This is a genomic window from Leifsonia xyli (assembly GCA_001647635.1).
GTDB lineage: Bacteria > Actinomycetota > Actinomycetes > Actinomycetales > Microbacteriaceae > Leifsonia > Leifsonia xyli_A.
Genome location: CP014761.1, coordinates 378,890 through 396,543, shown reverse-complemented (window position 1 = coordinate 396,543; position 17,654 = coordinate 378,890). Strand labels below are relative to the sequence as shown.

General features: G+C 70.2%; 15 protein-coding genes and 2 pseudogenes. 7 read left to right on the top strand and 10 right to left on the bottom strand.

Annotated elements, in window-relative coordinates:
* Positions 1-50: 50 nt before the first annotated feature.
* Complete coding sequence (locus A0130_01980) at positions 51-1,481, top strand: ribonuclease II (GenBank protein ANF30604.1); 1,431 nt, start codon at positions 51-53, stop codon at positions 1,479-1,481.
* 12 nt (positions 1,482-1,493) lie between these two features.
* Here the strand turns inward: A0130_01980 and A0130_01975 are convergent, their stop codons facing one another.
* The 4 genes from A0130_01975 to A0130_01960 all read right to left on the bottom strand — a co-directional run bounded on the left by A0130_01975 (position 1,494) and on the right by A0130_01960 (position 6,793).
* The gene (locus A0130_01975) at positions 1,494-2,627 is read right to left on the bottom strand and encodes a 4-hydroxy-3-methylbut-2-en-1-yl diphosphate synthase (protein ID ANF30603.1); all 1,134 of its coding nucleotides are present in this window, start codon (positions 2,625-2,627) and stop codon (positions 1,494-1,496) included.
* Between the two features lie 85 nt (positions 2,628-2,712).
* Entirely contained in the window at positions 2,713-4,035 is a 1,323-nt protein-coding gene (locus A0130_01970; GenBank protein ANF33256.1) for a peptidase, read from the bottom strand.
* Between the two features lie 79 nt (positions 4,036-4,114).
* Positions 4,115-5,197 carry a 1-deoxy-D-xylulose-5-phosphate reductoisomerase gene (locus A0130_01965; GenBank protein ID ANF30602.1) on the bottom strand — a complete coding sequence of 361 codons (1,083 nt, stop codon included), beginning with the start codon at positions 5,195-5,197 and terminating at the stop codon, positions 4,115-4,117.
* A 258-nt stretch (positions 5,198-5,455) separates the two neighbouring features.
* Positions 5,456-6,793, bottom strand: coding sequence for a 4-aminobutyrate--2-oxoglutarate transaminase (locus A0130_01960; protein ID ANF30601.1), 1,338 nt, complete (start codon positions 6,791-6,793; stop codon positions 5,456-5,458).
* Between the two features lie 83 nt (positions 6,794-6,876).
* Between A0130_01960 and A0130_01955 the strand changes: the two are divergent.
* From A0130_01955 to A0130_01945, 3 genes and pseudogenes are all read left to right on the top strand, one after another.
* A pseudogene (locus A0130_01955) lies at positions 6,877-7,862 on the top strand (peptidylprolyl isomerase).
* 7 nt (positions 7,863-7,869) lie between these two features.
* Positions 7,870-8,724, top strand: a complete 855-nt coding sequence (locus A0130_01950) for a hypothetical protein (protein ID ANF30600.1) — start codon at positions 7,870-7,872, stop codon at positions 8,722-8,724.
* Between the two features lie 49 nt (positions 8,725-8,773).
* Positions 8,774-9,532, top strand: coding sequence for an acyl-phosphate glycerol 3-phosphate acyltransferase (locus A0130_01945; GenBank protein ANF30599.1), 759 nt, complete (start codon positions 8,774-8,776; stop codon positions 9,530-9,532).
* On the opposite strand, the pseudogene A0130_01940 reads toward A0130_01945, so the two are convergent.
* A pseudogene (locus tag A0130_01940) lies at positions 9,529-10,001 on the bottom strand (hypothetical protein). The gene A0130_01945 and the pseudogene A0130_01940 sit on opposite strands and share 4 nt — an antisense overlap.
* 67 nt (positions 10,002-10,068) lie before the next feature.
* On the opposite strand from A0130_01940, the gene A0130_01935 reads away from it, so the two are divergent.
* On the top strand, positions 10,069-10,308 hold the full coding sequence (locus tag A0130_01935; protein ANF30598.1) for a hypothetical protein: 240 nt from the start codon (positions 10,069-10,071) through the stop codon (positions 10,306-10,308).
* Positions 10,309-10,317: 9 nt separating this feature from the next.
* Here A0130_01935 and A0130_01930 read toward each other — a convergent pair whose 3' ends face one another.
* On the bottom strand, positions 10,318-10,791 hold the full coding sequence (locus A0130_01930) for a peroxiredoxin (protein ID ANF30597.1): 474 nt from the start codon (positions 10,789-10,791) through the stop codon (positions 10,318-10,320).
* A gap of 93 nt (positions 10,792-10,884) precedes the next feature.
* Between A0130_01930 and A0130_01925 the strand changes: the two genes are divergently transcribed.
* Entirely contained in the window at positions 10,885-12,189 is a 1,305-nt protein-coding gene (locus A0130_01925; protein ID ANF30596.1) for a 4-aminobutyrate--2-oxoglutarate transaminase, read from the top strand.
* The gene (locus A0130_01920) at positions 12,186-13,187 is read left to right on the top strand and encodes an asparaginase (protein ANF30595.1); all 1,002 of its coding nucleotides are present in this window, start codon (positions 12,186-12,188) and stop codon (positions 13,185-13,187) included. The genes A0130_01925 and A0130_01920 overlap by 4 nt, the downstream gene beginning before the upstream one ends.
* A gap of 75 nt (positions 13,188-13,262) precedes the next feature.
* Here A0130_01920 and A0130_01915 read toward each other — a convergent pair whose 3' ends face one another.
* The 4 genes from A0130_01915 to A0130_01900 are packed head-to-tail and all read right to left on the bottom strand — an operon-like array spanning position 13,263 to position 17,444.
* Positions 13,263-14,114: an ABC transporter permease gene (locus tag A0130_01915; GenBank protein ID ANF30594.1), complete on the bottom strand. Its 852-nt coding sequence runs from the start codon at positions 14,112-14,114 to the stop codon at positions 13,263-13,265.
* Entirely contained in the window at positions 14,111-15,031 is a 921-nt protein-coding gene (locus tag A0130_01910; GenBank protein ANF30593.1) for an ABC transporter permease, read from the bottom strand. Before A0130_01910 ends, A0130_01915 begins: the two co-directional genes overlap by 4 nt.
* Positions 15,031-16,230, bottom strand: coding sequence for a spermidine/putrescine ABC transporter ATP-binding protein (locus A0130_01905; protein ID ANF30592.1), 1,200 nt, complete (start codon positions 16,228-16,230; stop codon positions 15,031-15,033). The genes A0130_01910 and A0130_01905 overlap by 1 nt, the downstream gene beginning before the upstream one ends.
* Complete coding sequence (locus A0130_01900; GenBank protein ID ANF30591.1) at positions 16,230-17,444, bottom strand: polyamine ABC transporter substrate-binding protein; 1,215 nt, start codon at positions 17,442-17,444, stop codon at positions 16,230-16,232. Before A0130_01900 ends, A0130_01905 begins: the two co-directional genes overlap by 1 nt.
* Between the last annotated feature and the right edge of the window lie 210 nt (positions 17,445-17,654).

Sequence of the window (17,654 nt, the reverse complement as noted above, 5' to 3'; positions counted from 1 at the left end):
AGGACGGGCCGGGCCGCCGCGGCCGGAACGCCCGGGGCTAGGGTGGCGGCATGCCCGACCGCCGGACCCGCGTCGCCCCGACCCCCGCCGCCGCTCCCCTGGCCGCGTCGCTCCAGGCCCTGCGCCGCGAGTTGAAGCTGCCGGACGCGTTCCCGGCCGAGGCGGACGCAGAGGCGCGGGCGGTCGCCGCACGGCATCCCCTCCCGGAGGCCGACCTCACCGACGTGCCGTTCCTCACCATCGACCCGGCGGGATCCACCGACCTCGACCAGGCGCTGCACCTGGAGCGCACCGTCGACGGCTTCCGGGTCCGCTACGCGATCGCCGACGTCCCCGCGCTGGTGGCGCCGGACGGAGCGGTGGATTCGGAGGCCCGGCGGCGCGGTCAGACCATCTACGCCCCCGACGGCCGTGTCCCGCTGCATCCCGACGCCATCGGCGAGGACGCCGGTTCCCTGCTTCCCGATGTGGTGCGCGGTGCGTTCGTCTGGGACATCGCACTCGACGCGACCGGTCACGAGACCCGGGTACACGTGACGCGGGCACGCATCCAGTCACGCCGGCAGTGGAGCTACGAGGAGGCCCAGCGGGCGCTCGAAGACGGCACCGCCCCGCCCGAGCTGGCGCTCCTCCGCGAGGTCGGCGAGGCGCGGATCGCGTGCGAGCGCGAGCGCGGCGGCGCGAGCCTGAACACGCCGGACGAGGAGATCGTCGTCCGCGACGGCGCGTACACGCTGCAGCGGCGGGCCACCCTGCCGGTCGAGGACTGGAACGCGCAGCTCTCGCTGCTCACCGGCATGGCGGCGGCGCAGCTGATGCTCGACGCGCGCATCGGCATCCTGCGCACGATGCCCGCTCCCGATGAGGAGGCGTTCCGCGGCTTCCGGGCGCAGACCGTCGCGCTCGGGCTGGCGTGGCCTGAGGGGATGCCGTACGGCGAGTACCTGCGCACACTCGACCCCGCCCATCCGCGCGCCGCGGCCGTGCTGCAGGCGGCGACGGCGCTGTTCCGCGGCGCGGGCTACGTCGTCATGGACGGAACAGCGCCGGCCGACCCGCAGCAGGCCGCGGTCGCCGCGCCCTACGCGCACGTCACCGCCCCGCTCCGCCGCCTCGCGGACCGCTGGGCTCTCGTCATCTGCGAGGCGCTCTGCGCCGGGCGGCCGGTGCCCGCGTGGGCGCGCGACTCGCTGGGCGAGCTCCCCTCCATCATGGGCGTGTCCTCCCGCCTCGCCGCACAGGTCGAAGCGGGTGCGGTGGATCGGGTGGAGGCGGCGCTGCTCAGCTCGCGGATCGGCGAGGTCCTGGATGCGACGGTGCTGGCGGTGCGCAACGGCACCGTCCTCGTGCAGCTCGACGACCCGCCTGTGAGCGCCTCCGCACCACGTGCCGACGGTGTCGCCCCCGGCGACCGCCTGCGGCTGCGCGTCACCGCCGCCGACATCGCGACCGGGAAGGTCGGGTTCGAGCCGGCCGGCTGACCGGGTTGAAGGTCAGTGCGCGCCGACGGTGACGCTCGGCTCGCCGGAGGGGCGGTCGCCCATCTCCTCGGCCAGGCGGTTGGCCTCGGCGATCAGGGTCTGGACGATCTCGGACTCCGGCACGGTCTTGATGACCTCGCCCTTGACGAAGATCTGACCCTTGCCGTTGCCGCTCGCGACGCCGAGGTCGGCCTCGCGGGCCTCGCCCGGGCCGTTGACGACGCAGCCCATGACCGCGACGCGCAGCGGCACGCTCATGCCCTGCAGACCCTCGGTGACGCTGTCGGCCAGCGAGTAGACGTCGACCTGCGCACGGCCGCAGCTCGGGCAGGAGACGATCTCGAGCTTGCGCTCGCGGAGGTTGAGCGACTGCAGGATCTGCAGGCCGACCTTGACCTCCTCGGCCGGCGGGGCCGAGAGCGAGACGCGGATGGTGTCGCCGATGCCTTCGCCGAGCAGGATGCCGAACGCGGTCGCCGACTTGATGGTGCCCTGGAATGCGGGGCCGGCCTCGGTGACGCCGAGGTGGAGCGGCCAGTCGCCGCGCTCGGCGAGCATCCGGTACGCCTTCACCATGACGATCGGGTCGTTGTGCTTGACCGAGATCTTGAAGTCGTGGAAGTCGTGCTCCTCGAACAGGCTCGCCTCCCAGACGGCCGACTCGACGAGGGCCTCCGGGGTCGCCTTGCCGTACTTCTCGAGCAGGCGGCGGTCGAGCGACCCGGCGTTCACGCCGATGCGGAGCGAGACGCCGGCCGCTTTCGCGCGCCGGGCGATCTCGCCGACCTGGTCGTCGAACTTGCGGATGTTGCCCGGGTTCACGCGCACCGCCGCACAGCCCGCGTCGATCGCCGCGTAGACGTAGTTCGGCTGGAAGTGGATGTCGGCGATCACCGGGATCTGGCTCTTCTTGGCGATGATCGGCAGCGCCTCGGCGTCGTCGCGGCTCGGCACGGCGACGCGGACGATGTCGCAGCCGGAGGCCGTCAGCTCGGCGATCTGCTGGAGCGTGGCGTTGATGTTCGTCGTCGGGGTGGTGGTCATCGACTGGACGCTGATCGGGGCGTCGCCGCCGACCAGGACTTTGCCCACCCGGATCTGGCGGGACTTGCGACGAGGGGCGAGGGTTTCGGGGACCTTGGGCATCCCCAGATTGATTGCTGCCACGTCTCCATCCTACGCAGCGGAGTGGGAGCGGGCTGGACGCCGGCCGAAAGCGGACGGAACGCGGTCAGCCGAACAGGTTGACCGGCTTGACGATATCCGCGTACATCAGGAGGACGCTCATCCCGCCGAGCACGATGACGACCGCGAAGGTGAGCGGCATGAGCTTGGCCATGTCCACGGGACCCGGGTCACGCCGGCGGAAGATCTTGGCGATCGTGCGCCGGAAGCCCTCCCACAGCGCACCCGCGATGTGGCCGCCGTCGAGCGGGAGCAGCGGCACGAGGTTGAAGACGAACAGCGCGATGTTCAGCGAGGCGAGCATCCCGATCATCGTGTAGACCTTGTCCACCACCGGGACGCCGTCGAGCGCCGTGAGCTCGCCGGCCGCGCGGCCGATGCCGACGACGCTGATCGGGCCGTTCGGGTCGCGCTCGGCGGAGCCGAAGGCCGCGTTCCACACGTCGACCATCCGCTGGGGCAGGTGCACGAAGACGTTGGCCACCGCCGCGGTCTGCGCCCCGACCGCCGGGAGCACCGCCGTCGGTGGCTGGGGAACGAGCTTGGTCACCGGACCGATGCCGACGAATCCGACGGTCAATGTCTCGATGCCGCCCGCGGCGTTCTTGACCACGGCGCCGTTCGCGTCGGTCTTGGCCACCTTGTTGACGACCGGCGTCAGCTGGACCGTGCGCTGCTCGCCGTCTCGGCTGAGCACGACCGTGAGGGACTGCCCGGCCGACTTCCGGATGATCGCCGTCGACTGGTCCCAGCTGCTGATCTTCTGTCCGTCGATGCTGACGATCGTGTCCCCCGGCTTGAGGCCGGCGGCGGCCGCCGGCCCCTGGGTCGCGTCCGACGGGCAGGTCTGCGAGGTGCTGCCCGCGGGGAGCACGCACTGGCTCACTGTCGCGACGGTCGTCGAGCTCTGCGGCGCGCCGAAGCCCATCAGCAACACCCCGAACAGCACGACGCCGATCACCAGGTTCATGAACGGGCCGCCGAACATGACGACGATGCGCTTCCAGACCGGCAGCCGGTAGAAGGTGCGCTCCTCGTCGCCGACGGCGACGGTCTCCGAGCTCGCCGTGCGCGCATCCTGCACCATCTGCTGCATGAACCCGGTAGTGGCGTTGCGGCCGCGGCCACCGTCTTTGCCGGGCGGGAACATCCCGATCATCGAGATGTAGCCGCCGAGCGGGATGGCCTTCACGCCGTACTCGGTCTCGCCCCTCGTGAACGAGAACAGCGTCTTGCCGAACCCGATCATGTACTGCGTGACCTTGACGCCGAACAGCTTGGCGGGCACGAGGTGCCCGATCTCGTGCAGCGCGATCGACAGGGCGACGCCGATCAGGATGATGACGACGCCCAGCACGAACAGGAGCACGGATTCCACGGCTTCAGGGTAGCGGCGGGCGCCTTGGAGAAGGCCGCGAACCGGCTCGGCGCGGACTATGCGGGAGCTGTCAGCGCCCGGCCATCAGGGCGTCGGCCTTCGCGCGCGCCCAGCGCTCGGACTCGGCCAACGACTCCCGGGTGAGTTCGCCCGCCGGGACGTGCGCATCCACGACCCGCTCGACCGTGCCCAGGATGTCGAGGTACCCGATCGCGCCGGCGTGGAACGCGGCCACGGCCTGCTCGTTCGCGGCGTTGAAGACGGCGGGATAGGTCCCCGCGGCCATCCCGACCCGCTTCGCCAGCGACACGGCCGGGAAGGCCTCGTCGTCGAGCGGCTCGAAGGTCCATGTGTGCGCGGTCGTCCAGTCGAGCGGCACGCCGACGTCCGGGACGCGGTCCGGCCAGCCGAGGCCGAGCGAGATCGGCAGGCGCATGTCCGGCGGCGACGCCTGCGCGATCGTCGAGCCGTCCACGAACTCCACCATCGAGTGGATGACGGACTGCGGATGCACGGTGACGTCGATCCGGTCGTAGGGCACGTCGAACAGCAGGTGCGCCTCGATGACCTCGAGGCCCTTGTTGACCAGGGTCGAGGAGTTGGTGGTGACGACGAGGCCCATGTCCCAGGTGGGATGCGCGAGCGCCTCCTGCGGCGTCACGTCGCGCAGCGACTCGCGCGACCGGCCGCGGAACGGGCCACCCGAGGCCGTCAGCACCAGCCGCCGCACCTCGTCGCGGTAGCCGGACCGCAGCGCCTGCGCGATGGCGGAGTGCTCGGAGTCGACCGGGACGATCTGCCCGGGCGCGGCGGCGCGCTTCACCAGCCCGCCGCCGACGATCAGCGACTCCTTGTTGGCGAGCGCCAGCATCGCGCCGACCTCCAACGCCGCGAGCGTCGGCCCGAGCCCGACCGAGCCGGTGATGCCGTTGAGCACCACATCCGCCTCCACCGAGCGCACCAGCAGCTCGGAGTCGTCGGCGCCCAGCGCGGTGTCGACCACGCCGAACCGCTCCGCCTGCGCGGCGAGGTCGGCGGCGTTGCGTCCGGCGCTCAGGCCGACGACGCGGAACCGGTCCGGGTTCGCCGCGACGACGTCGAGCGCCTGCGTGCCGATCGAACCGGTGGACCCGAGGATGATGACTCTGCGCACGCTGCCATCGTACGCAGTGCGTTCGGAACGGAGGACGCGGCAGCCGGCCGGGGCGCGCGCCTCCTCCCTGTCGCCACATTCGGCGGCATGTCTCGCTGGGAGTCCTCCGTTCCGGAACGGGCGAGTGCCACGGATGGGCGGTGCGCGAAATGGAGGAGAATCCCGTCGACACGCCGTGACGCGGCGCGAAACGGAGGAGTCCGGGACCGTTGGCGGTTCCGGACTCCTCCGTTTCGGACGTGACGGGCGAAGAGCGGATCAGCCGAGGCGGCCGAGGGCCTCCTCGAGCACGGTGGCCGCGTCGTCGATGAGCTCCTCGCTGATGACGACCGACGGGAGCAGGCGCAGGACGCTGTCCCAGCTGCCCGCATCCAGCGGGATGACGCCGTTGCGCGTGGCGTGCGCGAGCACGGCCTGCAGCGCCTCCGGGTTCGGGGTCTTCGTGCCCGGCTTCACCAGCTCGACGCCGAACATCGCGCCCTTGCCGCGCACCTCGCCGACGACCGGGAACCGCTCGGCCCAGTCGCCGATGCGCGCCAGGAGCGCCTGCTCGACGCGGCGCGCCTCGCCGAGGAGGTCCTCGTCCTCGATCGCCTGCAGGGTCGCCAGGGCGGCGGCCGTCGAGACCGGGTTGCCGCCGAAGGTGCCGCCGATGCCGCCGGGCTGGACCGCGTCCATGATCTCGGCGCGGCCGGTCACCGCCGCGAGCGGGAAGCCGCCGGCGATGCCCTTCGCGCTGGTGATGAGGTCGGGCACGACGCCGTGGTGCTCGATCGAGTACCACGTGCCGGTGCGGCCGATGCCGGCCTGGATCTCGTCGGCGACGAACACGATGCCGTTCTCGGCGCAGAACTCCGCCAGGCGCGCGAAGTAGCCCGGCGCCGGGATGATGATGCCGCCGTCGCCCTGGATCGGCTCCACGAACAGGGCGGCGAGCTCGGTCGCGCCGATGTGGGTGCGGATGTAGTCGATGGTGCGCTCCGCCGCCTCCGCGCCGGTCATCCCCTCCGGATCGCGGAACGGGTAGCTGATCGGAAGGCTGTAGATCTCGCCGGGGAACGGGCCCATGCCCGCGCGCTCCGGCCAGGGGCGATACGTCATCGCCATGGTGAGGTTGGTGCGGCCGTGGAAGGCGTGATCGAGCGTCGCGATGGCGCGGCGGCCCGTGTACTTGCGGGCGATCTTGACGGCGTTCTCGACCGCCTCGGCGCCTGAGTTGACCAGGATGCTGTGCTTCTCGAAGTCGCCGGGGGTGATCTGCTGCAGCTTCTCGGCGACGGCGACGTAATTCTCGTACGGGGTCACCGTGAACAGCGTGTGCGTAAGCTTGGACGCCTGCTCCGCGGCGGCGGCGACGACGGCGGGATGCGCGTGGCCGATGGTCGTCACGCCGATGCCGCAGCCGAGGTCGATCAGGCGGTTGCCGTCGACGTCCACGAGGATCGCGCCGGACCCGGACTCCATGTAGATGTTCGCGAGCGTCCCCGCGCCGCGGCTCACCGACGCCACCCGCCGCTGCTGCAGTTCGACGGAACGCGGGCCGGGCAGCTCGGTCAGGAGATGGCGGGACTGGGGCACGGAGAATTCGCGGGTCATGGATCCATCGTAGGCGGCGCTTCCAGCGCATCCTTGTCCGGCTGTCAGCTTCGGCGGAGGCGGATAGGGCAGGATGGACGACCGTGCGTACCTCTCTCAAGGCCCTGACCGCGTCCGCGACGGCGGCCCTCCTCGTCGCCGGTCTCGCGGCGTGCAGCAGCAGCTCCTCCGAGCCGTCCTCCAGCGCGACGCCGGGCGCCGCCGCCTGCCAGAACGTCAAGTCCGGGTCGACGTCGACGTCGGTGAAGGTGACCGGTGACTTCCAGAAGACCCCAAGGTCACGTTCGACACCCCGCTCAAGGCGACGGACGTGCAGCGCACCGTCATCACCAAGGGCGACGGCGACGAGGCCAAGGAGGGCTCGACGGTCGACATCGCGCTCGCCGCTTACAACGGCACCACGGGCAAGGAGCTGACCGCCGCCCAGGGCTTCGACGGCCAGGCCGCCGCGACCGTCCAGCTGGACGACAAGGCGTTCGTTCCGGGCCTGGTCCGCGCGGTGGAGTGCCTCACGGTCGGCTCGCGCGTCGTGCTGACCGCACCGGCCAAGGACGCTTTCGGCAACCAGGACCTCAGCAAGCTGAGCCTCACCGCCAAGGACAGCGTGGTGTTCGTCGCCGACGTGGTCGACATCCCGCCGACACGCGCGGACGGCAAGGACGTCGCCCCGACCGCCGGCTTCCCGACCGTCACGCTGAACGCCAAGACCGGCGAGCCGAGCATCACCATCCCCAAGGCCGACCCGCCGACCGAGACGAAGATCGCGCTGCTCAAGCAGGGCGACGGCGAGACCGTCCAGCCGGGCGACACCGTGACCGTCCAGTACAAGGGCGTCCTGTGGCGCAACGGCAAGATGTTCGACTCGTCGTGGAGCCGCGGCGCGCCCGTGTCCTTCCAGACCACCGGCGTCGTCGCCGGGTTCAAGAAGGCGCTCGAGGGCCAGAAGGTCGGCTCGCAGGTCATTGCGATCGTGCCGCCCGCCGACGGCTACGGTTCGGCCGGCTCTGGCGAGATCAAGGCCACGGACACCATGGTGTTCGTGATCGACATCCTGAAGACGTCCCGCTAGGCAGCCCGTGCGGCTCCCCCGCCTGCGCCTGATCGCCGCGGCGTCCGCCGTCGCGGCGGGCCTCGCGCTGGTGCCCGCGCCCGCGCTGGCCGAGTCGCCCGCGCCGTTCTACCCGGGCTACATCATCAGCGACGACAGCTTCTACAACCCGGACGCGATGACCGCAGCGCAGATCCAGGACTTCCTGGAGCACCGGTCGTGCCATCCGAAGGACGGCGTGCCGTGCCTCGCCGACTTCCGGATGAACTCCCCCGCCCAGCCGGCGTCGGCCGAGCGCTGCACAGCCCTGCCGGCGCGCAAGAAGGAGGCGGCGAGCAGCATCATCGCGCGCGTCGCCAAAGCCTGCACCGTGAGCCCGCGCGTGCTGCTCGTCCTGCTGCAGAAGGAGCAGTCGCTCCTGACCGCGCCGAGCGCGTCCGGCTACCAGAAGGCGACCGGCTACGCCTGCCCGGACACCGCCGCGTGCGACACCCGCTACTTCGGGTTCTTCAACCAGGTCTACCGGGCGGCGTGGCAGTTCCGGGAGTACACGGTGCACCCCGGGGACTGGCGCTACAAGGTGGGCCCGAACCGCATCCAGTACCACCCGGATCCGGCATGCGGGGCCGGCGAGGTGACGATCCTCAACCAGGCGACCGCGAACCTCTACAACTACACGCCGTACCAGCCGAACGACGAGACGCTGAAGGCGCCGAAGGGCCAGGGCGGAGCCTGCGCGGCGTACGGCAACCTCAACTTCTCGCGCCTCTACGCGTCGTGGTTCGGCTCGCCGCTGGCGGTGCGCTACACCGGGTTCGTCGACGGCTGCCTGACCTACACCGACGGCTTCGGCTGTCGGCTGGGGACCCCGTTGAAGCCGTGACCGGTTCGCATACCGCTTCCGGCATACGCTCGCGCTTAACCTCGTAAGGATGAGCATCGACCAGACCGACGAGGGAGTCGCCGAGGTGCAGAAGCCCGGCGCGCTCTACTACGCCGGTCGCATCCTGATGGCCCCGCTGCTCAAGCTCGTCTACCGGCCGCACGTGATCGGCAAGCGCAACGTCCCGAAGCACGGCAAGGTCATCCTCGCGAGCAACCACCTGTCGTTCATCGACTCGGTCGTCATCCCGATGACGGCGCCCCGCCGTGTGCAGTTCCTGGCGAAGTCGAGCTACTTCGAGGGCACGGGTGCGAAGGGACGCATCTCGCGCACCTTTTTCACGGCGATCGGCGCCGTCGGGGTCAAACGCGGGGCGGGTGCGGCGGCCCAGGAGGCGCTGGACCAGTCCCGCCGGATCATCGACACGGGAGCCGCGTTCGCGCTGTACCCGGAGGGCACCCGCTCGCTCGACGGCCGCCTCTACAAGGGCCGCACCGGGATCGGCTGGCTCGCCCTGACCACCGGCGCGGTGGTCGTGCCGGTCGGACTCATCGGCACCGACGAGATGCAGCCGGTCGGCGCGAAGTTCCCGAAGCCGCACCGGATCACCGTGCGGTTCGGCGAGCCGCTGGATCTGTCGCACTTCGGGCCGGCCGAATCCGGGCGTGCACGCCGTCAGGCGACGGACGCGATCATGGCGGCCATCCACTCCCTCACCGGGCAGGAGCTGGCCGGGGTCTACAACGAGGCGCCGCCCGCGAGCACCGTGGAGCGCGTGAAGCGGGCGCTGCGACCCGAGCGCTTCTAGGCATCCTTCTCCTTGGCGCGGTACGTGCGCGCCTTCTGCCGGTTGCCGCAGACCTCCATGCTGCACCACTGCCGGGAGCCGTTGCGGGACGCGTCGTAGAACGCCCAGCGGCAGTCCTCTCCCCGCACAGCTTCACCCGGCCGAGCTTGCCCTGGATGCCGAGGACCACGGCGCTGGCCACGGCGGCCTCGGCGGCGGTGCGGGCGGTCAGCGCGACGGAGCCGGGCTGCGGGGCGACTGGCAGCGCGAGGGACGGGAGAGGCGCGTCCTCGCCGTCGACGATCGCGCGGAGCGCATCGCGGACCCGCTGGGCCTCCGCCCGGTCGCCCGGCTCGAGGCCGTTCTCGGCGGCCCACCGTGCGGCGCCGGCGTCGTCGGCGAGCTGGTCGACGTCGTCCTCGACGTCGAGGGTGTTGAGAAACGACACGAGCAGGTCGGCGCCCAGCTCGGGAGTCGCATTCGTACGCATGTAACCATTGTAACCCAATAGCGGGTTACGGTACGCTGTAACTACTCAAAGCTGATAGGTGGTTATCATGCATCCGCTGTTCTTCTGGTCCATCTCCGTGAACGACCTCACCGAGCGCCAGCGCGAGGAGGCGGTGCTGCGGGCACAGCGCGACTCCGGCACCGAGCAGCCTGCGCCGCTCACGCGCGACGACCGCTGGCGCGCCGCCATCCAGCGCTGGGCCGCCGCCGAGCCCCCGCAGACCGCCGCGCCCGCGCCGACTGTCGCGCCCACCGCATCCAGCGCCCCGCGCCTCGGCTGCGCCTGAACCGCGCGGCTACGCGAGCGTGAGCAACTCGGGGGCGTGGCGGACCGGGAAGTTCACGCTCGCGGCGATGAAGCACTTCTCGGAGGCGGGGGCGTGCAGCGAGGCGGCCAGCTCGGACTGGGCGGGGTCGGCGATCGTCACGCGGGGGCGCAGCGTCGCCTCGGTGAAGTGGCCGCCGCCGTTGCCGGTCTGCTCCATGGTGCCGGTCGCCGCATCCGTGTAGCCGACGACGACGACGCCCGCCCGCGCCGCCTCGGCGAGGTAGCTGAGCATGTGGCACTGCGAGAGGGCCGCCAGCAGCAGCTCCTCGGGGTTCCAGCGGTCGCGGTCGCCGAAGAACACACGGTCGGCCGATCCCTCGATGGAGTGCTTGCCCGCGGCGGAGACCACGTGGTCGCGCCCGTAGTCCTTGTAGCCGCTGGTGCCGGTCCCCCGGTTCCCCGTCCACTGCAGGTCGATCGCATACGCGTGCTCCAGCTTCATGGTCCGATTCTCGCACCGCCGGTAGACTCGATTCACCATGACTGACACCGTGAGCACCCCGCGCCCGTCTTCTCCGTTCCACAAGAACGCCGCATCGTAACCGCCATCCCCGGCCCGAAGTCGCAGGAGCTGCACCAGCGCCGCCTCGCAGTCGTGCCGACCGGCGTGTCGTCCGCCCTGCCGGTGTACATCGCCAAGGCGAACGGCGCGATCCTCGTGGATGTGGACGGCAACCAGTTCGTCGACTTCGGCGCCGGCATCGGCGTGACCACGGTGGGCCACACCGAGACCGCGGTCGTGGAGGCCGCGGCCGGGCAGCTGCAGGATGTCATCCACACCCTCTTCACCATCACGCCGTACGAGGAGTACGTGCGCGTCGCCGAGCTGCTCGCCGAGCACACCCCCGGCGACCACGCCAAGAAGACCGTGCTGGTCAACTCCGGCGCCGAGGCCGTCGAGAACGGCGTGAAGATCGCCCGCAAGTTCACCGGCCGCCGCGCCGTCGCCGTGCTGGACCACGCCTACCACGGCCGCACCAACCTCACGATGGCCATGAACTACAAGGCCATGCCGTACGCGACCGGCTTCGGCCCGTTCGCCGGCGACGTCTACCACGCGCCCAACTCCTACCCGTACCGCGACGGCCTCACCGGCCCCGAGGCGGCCGCCCGCACCATCGCGTACCTCGAGAAGGTCGTCGGCGCGTCCGACCTCGCCTGCCTCGTCGCCGAGCCGATCCAGGGAGAGGGCGGCTTCATCGTCCCGGCCGACGGCTACCTCGCGGCGCTCCAGGAGTGGTGCACCGCCAACGGCGTCGTCTTCATCGCCGACGAGATCCAGTCCGGGATGGCGCGCACCGGCGCGTTCTACGCCAGCGAGCACTTCGGCGTGGTGCCCGACCTCGTGCTGAGCGCCAAGGGCATCGCGGGCGGCCTGCCGCTCGCCGCCGTCACCGGCCGCGCCGAGATCATGGACGCGGCCCAGCCCGGCGGCCTCGGCGGCACCTTCGGCGGCAACCCGGTCGCCGCCGCCGCCGCGATCGCGGTGTTCGAGACCATCGAGCGCAACGACCTCCTCGCGGAGGGACGGCGCATCGAGAACGCCCTCAAGCCGGCGCTCGAGAAGCTGCAGCATAAGTACGACATCATCGGCGACGTCCGCGGCGTCGGCGCGATGATCGCCGTGGAGCTCGTCAAGCCCGGCACCGGGCAGACCACGAAGGAGCCGAACCCGGAGGCGGTCAACGCGATCGTCGCCGCGGCGGCCCAGCAGGGCATCCTGTTCCTCAACGCGGGCACGTGGGGCAACGTCCTGCGCTTCCTGCCGAGCCTCGCTGTGACCGACGAGCTGATCGCCGACGCGGTGTCGGTCATCGACGACGCCATCGCCGGGCTGTGAGCGCGGTGGCGGCAGAGGTCTTCTCCGTCGACGAGGCCGTCGAGCTGGCGGTCGTCGAGCGCAGCGGCTTCGTGGAGTCGCGGCACGCGGGCTCCGCGGTCGTGCTGGGCCCGGACGGCGCGATCGTCCGCTCGCTCGGCGCTCCCGAGCGCCCGGTGTTCCCGCGGTCGAGCATGAAACCGTTCCAGGCCGTGGCGGTCATGGGTGCGGGCGTCCCGCTGGAGGGTGCGAGCGCCGTGCTGGCAACCGCCAGCCACGCGGGCACACCCGCTCACCTGTCCGTCGTGCGCAAGCTGCTCGCGCAGGGCCAGCTGGCGGAGGATGCGCTCCGCTGCCCGGCCGACTGGCCGCTCGACGGCGCATCCCGCGACGAGCTGGTGCGCGCCGGCGAGCACAAGCACCCGGTCTACATGAACTGCTCGGGCAAGCACGCCGCGATGCTGCTCGCCTGCCGCGTCAACGGCTGGCCGACCGAGAGCTACCTCGACCCGACGCATCCGGTGCAGCAGCACATCCGTGACACGATCGAGCGGCTGACCGGCGAGAAGGTCGTCGCGACCGGCGTCGACGGCTGCGGCGCCCCGGTCCACGCGATGTCGCTCGTCGCGCTCGCCCGCGGCATCCAGCGCATCGCGACGGCGTCCGAGGGCTCGCCGTTCGCGCTGTTCCGCAACGCGGCGCTGCTCAAGAACGCGGTGCTCGCGGACGGCTGGGCGATCGACGGTCCCGGCCGCGCCAACACCGTCGTCATCGACGAGCTCGGCGTCTTCGCCAAGGGCGGCGCCGAGGGCGTCATGGTCATGGCCGCACCCGACGGCACCACCGTCACGCTGAAGATCCTCGACGGCAGCCTCCGCGCCGCGTCCATCGTCGCCCTCCGCCTGCTGGCCGACGCCGGCGCCCTCACCCACGACGACGTCGACCGCGTCGCCCCCCGCCTCGACCTCGCCGTCCTCGGCCGCGGCGAGCCCGTAGGCTCCATCCGCGCCTCCTACTAGCCGCTCCAGCCGTCGAGCACAGGAAAAACGCTCCGGACCCACGTGGATCGGAGCGTTTTTCCTGTGCTCGGCGGCTTACTGGCGGGCGAGACGCTTGGCGCGGGCCGCGGCGGTCAGCTGCGAGATGAGCACCACGAGCAGGGTCAGGATGAAGACCGCGCTCGCGATCACGTTCGCCTGAGCCGGGATGCCGCGGGACGCCGCGATGTAGATGTACATCGGGAACGTGGTCACGGCGCCGGCGTTGAAGTTCGTGATGATGAAGTCGTCGAAGCTGAGCGAGAACGACAGCAGCGCCGCCGACAGGATGCCCGGAAGCAGCAGCGGGAACGTGATGCGCCAGAAGACCGCGTTCGGCGAGCCGTAGAGGTCGCGTCCCGCCTCCTCCAGCGCCGGGTCGAGCGACGCGACGCGCGCCTTCACCGTCACCACCACGAAGCTGATGCAGAACATGACGTGGGCGATGATGATCGTCAGGAAGCCCTTGTTCACACCGAGGCTGAGGAACTGGGCGGCCAGGCCCGCGCCGAGCACGACCTCCGGGCTCGCCATCGGCAGGAACAGCAGCAGGCTGGTCTGCGACCGGAATCGGAAGCGGTACCGCATGAGCGCGATCGCGATCATCGTGCCGAGCGCCGTCGCGATGATCGTCGAGATCACGCCGATGATGATGCTGGCCATGAAGGCGTCGCAGATCCCGGCGGCGTCGCAGACGTTCGTCCAGTTGTGCAGCGTGAAGCCGCGCCAGGCGATGTTGTTCTTGATCGCGTCGTTGAACGAGAACACGAACGTGTAGACGATCGGGATGAGCAGGAAGGCGAGCGCGAGGAACGCGTACACGCCGAGGCCGAACCCCTTGAAGCGCCGCCGCCCGCGCGCCGCGCTCGGCGGCGTGGTCGTGTCGGTGATCGTGGTCATCTCCGTCACAGCAGCTCCTCCGTCCCGCTCCGCCGCACGTAGAACCCGACGATGACGAGGATGACTGCCATCAGGATGACGGACATCGACGCGGCGGTCGGATAGTTCTGCAGCACCAGGAAGTTGCTCTCGATGACATTGCCCATCATCGAGGTGTCCGCCGCCCCCAGGAAGTCCTGCGAGGCGTTGATGTAGTCGCCGGCCGCCGGGATGAACGTGAGCAGCGTCCCGGAGACGATGCCGGGCATCGACAACGGGATGGTCACCTTGCGGAACGTGGTCCACGGGCTCGCGTACAGATCCTGTCCCGCCTCCAGGAGGCGCGTGTCCAGTCGCTCCAGTGTGGAGTACAGCGGAAGGCACATGAACGGGATGAAGTTGTACGTGAGACCGAAGATCACGGAGAACGGCGTGCCTGTGATGTGCGCGTCGGGCGGCAGCACGGAGATCGCCTTCAGCGAGCTGGCGACCCAGCCGTCGTCGCTGAGGATCGCCTTCCACGCCAGCGTCCGAAGCAGGAAGCTGATGAAGAACGGCGCGATCACCAGCGTCATCAGCAGGTTCTGCGCGACGGGCCGCCCGCGCATCTTCACGCCGATGAAGTACGCCAGCGGGTAGCTGATCACGAGCGCCGCCGCCGTCGCGATGAGCGCGTAGACGAACGACCGCAGGATCTGCGGCCAGTACTCCGAGAACGAGTCGACGTAGTTCTGCCACTGGAAGGCGGTCTGGTACTGCCCGATGTCGCCGTCGACCACCGGCGCCTGGAACGACGTAATGATCAGCGAGATGAGCGGCGTGAGGAAGAACAGGACGAGGTACAGCACGCCCGGCAGGAGGAGGACGAGCGCGATGCCGCTCTTGCGGCGGACCGCGGGCTCCTGATCCTGCGTCGGCGGCGCGCCGGTGAACGCGGCGAGGGCCATCAGGCCTCCTCCAGCTCCGTCAGCATCCGCTCCCGGGCCTGCGCGGCCAGCGCCTGCGTGTCCGCGTCGTCGACGAAGCGGCCGTCCGCGGGCGGCTCGTCGGCGAGGACGAACGTGTGCGCGGGGTCCCACGCCACCCAGACCTCAGCGCCGAGGCCGGCGACCGGTCCGCTGGTCGTGTTCTGCGCGAACACGACCACGGTGCCGAGTCCCGGCACGTCGACGAGGTACTGCGTGCTCACGCCGCTGAACGACACGTCGGTCACGCGGCCCGGCCCGAGCCGGTTCGCGCCCGACGCGATGCCGGCGGGGTCGGCGTGCAGGGTCAGCTTCTCCGGACGGACGCCGACGGTCACGTAGCCGCTCGTCCGCTGCGCCCGCGAGCGGGGCACCTGGATGCGCTCTCCCCCGACGTCGACGCCGAGGGTCTCCGCGCCCGAGTCCTTGACCGGACCGGCGAACAGGTTCGACTGGCCGAGGAAGTTGGCGACGAACACCGTCGACGGCAGCTCGTACAGGATCTCCGGCGAGCCCATCTGCTCGATCCGCCCCTTGTTCATCACAGCGACAGTGTCGGCCATGGTCATGGCCTCCTCCTGGTCGTGCGTGACGTGCACGAAGGTCAGGCCGACCTCGGTCTGGATGCTCTTCAGCTCCAGCTGCATCTGCCGGCGCAGCTTGAGGTCGAGCGCGCCGAGCGGCTCGTCGAGGAGCAGGAGCGCCGGACGGTTGACCACGGCGCGGGCGAGCGCGACGCGCTGCTGCTGTCCGCCGGACAGCTGCGCGGGCCGGCGCGCGGCCAGATGGTCGAGCTCCACGAGCCGCAGCGCCTCATGCGCCTTGGCGATCGGGTCGCCGATCCTCCGCCGCCGCAGCCCGAACGCGACGTTCTCGAGGATCGTCATGTGCGGGAACAGCGCGTAGCTCTGGAACACGGTGTTGACCGGGCGCTGGAACGGCTTGGTGCGCGTCACATCCTGGCCGCCGATGAGGATGCGGCCCTCGGTCGGCTCCTCGAGACCGGCGACGAGGCGCAGTGTCGTCGTCTTGCCGCAGCCGCTCGGGCCGAGCAGGGCGAAGAACGACCCGGCCGGGATGGTGAGGTCCAGGTGCTCGATGGCCGTGAACCCGGGGAAACGCTTCTTGATGCCGTCGAGGCGCAGGTCTGCGCCGGACTCGGCGAATACTCCCTTCGCCATCAGGCCCCCAGGATCACCTTCTGGAACGCCGCCTGGTACTTCTGCTCCTCCGCGGGGCTCAGCGTGCGGAAGACCTTGACCTTGGACAGCGTTTCCTCGTCGGGGAAGATGAGCTGGTTGTCGGCGAGCGACGGGTCGATCTTGGTCGCCGCCTCCTTCGCCCCCTGCACCGGCGTGATGTAGTTCACCCACGCGGCCACCTCGGCGGCGACCTCGGGCTGGTAGTAGTAGTCGATCAGCTTCTCGGCGTTCGCCTTGCGGGTCGAGCCGATCGGGATGACGAAGTTGTCGCTCCACAGGGTGCCGCCGGCCTCCGGGATGGCGAACTGCCAGTTGTCGCCGGCCTCGGCGTTGAGCTGGGTGATGTCACCCGACCAGCAGATCGCGGCGAGGGTGTCGCCGGACTTGAGGTCGTTGAGGTACGAGTTGCCCTTGATGTTGCGGATCTGACCGTCGTTCACCTCCTTCGTGAGCTTGTCGATCGCCTTGTTGAAGTCGTCGTCGCTGAAGTCCTTCGAGATGTCGACGCCCTGCTGCAGGAGCAGGAGGCCCATGGTGTCGCGCATCTCGCTGAGCACACCGACCTTGCCCTTGAGGTCCGACTTCCAGAGGTCGTCGATCGACTTGAGGCCGTTGGGCAGCTTCTCCTTGTTCCAGCAGATGCCGGCGAAACCGCTCTGCCACGGGAGCGACTTCTGTCGGCCCGGGTCGAAGTCCACGTCCTTCAGGTTCGAGACGAGGTTCTTCTTGTTCGGGATGGCGGAGTCGTCGAACGTCTGCACGTAGCCGAGGCGGATCCAGCGGGCGATCATCCAGTCGGTGAGGCAGACGGTGTCGGCGCCGATGTCCTTGCCGAGCTTGAGCTGGTCCTTCACCTTGGCGTAGTAGGTGTTGTTGTCGTCGACCGCGACGTCGTACTTGACCTGGATGCCGCTCTGCTTCTCGAACGCCTCGAGCGTCGGGTACTTGCCCGCGTCGTCCTGGTCGAGGTAGGCCTGCCAGTTCGCCCAGGTGAGCGTCTTGTCGGTCGCCGACTGATCCTTCGCGGCGGTGGGCTTGGAGGTGGCTCCCCCGGTGGAGCACGCGGCCAGTGCGAGGGCTGCGGCGCCGGCTCCCGCACCGGCGAGGAGACCGCGGCGGGTGAGCTGGGAGGCGCGCGCCGACTGGACGAGCTGGCGGATCATCGGGTCTTGCGGGAGGTTGCTCGGTTTCACTGTGGTGCTCCTTGGGGGATCGAACACGGACCACGGGCGACGGCGCTTCGGCGGCACTACCTCGTGCCGTCGCGGTGGACCGATCCTGACACAGAACCGTCGCGATCCGCATCAGAAAGTGCTCTGATCATCCATTTGGAAACACAATCTTTACGAAATCCGTGCTGGATCGGTCGAAACGCCCGGGAAACCGCAGACGGGGCGGTCCAC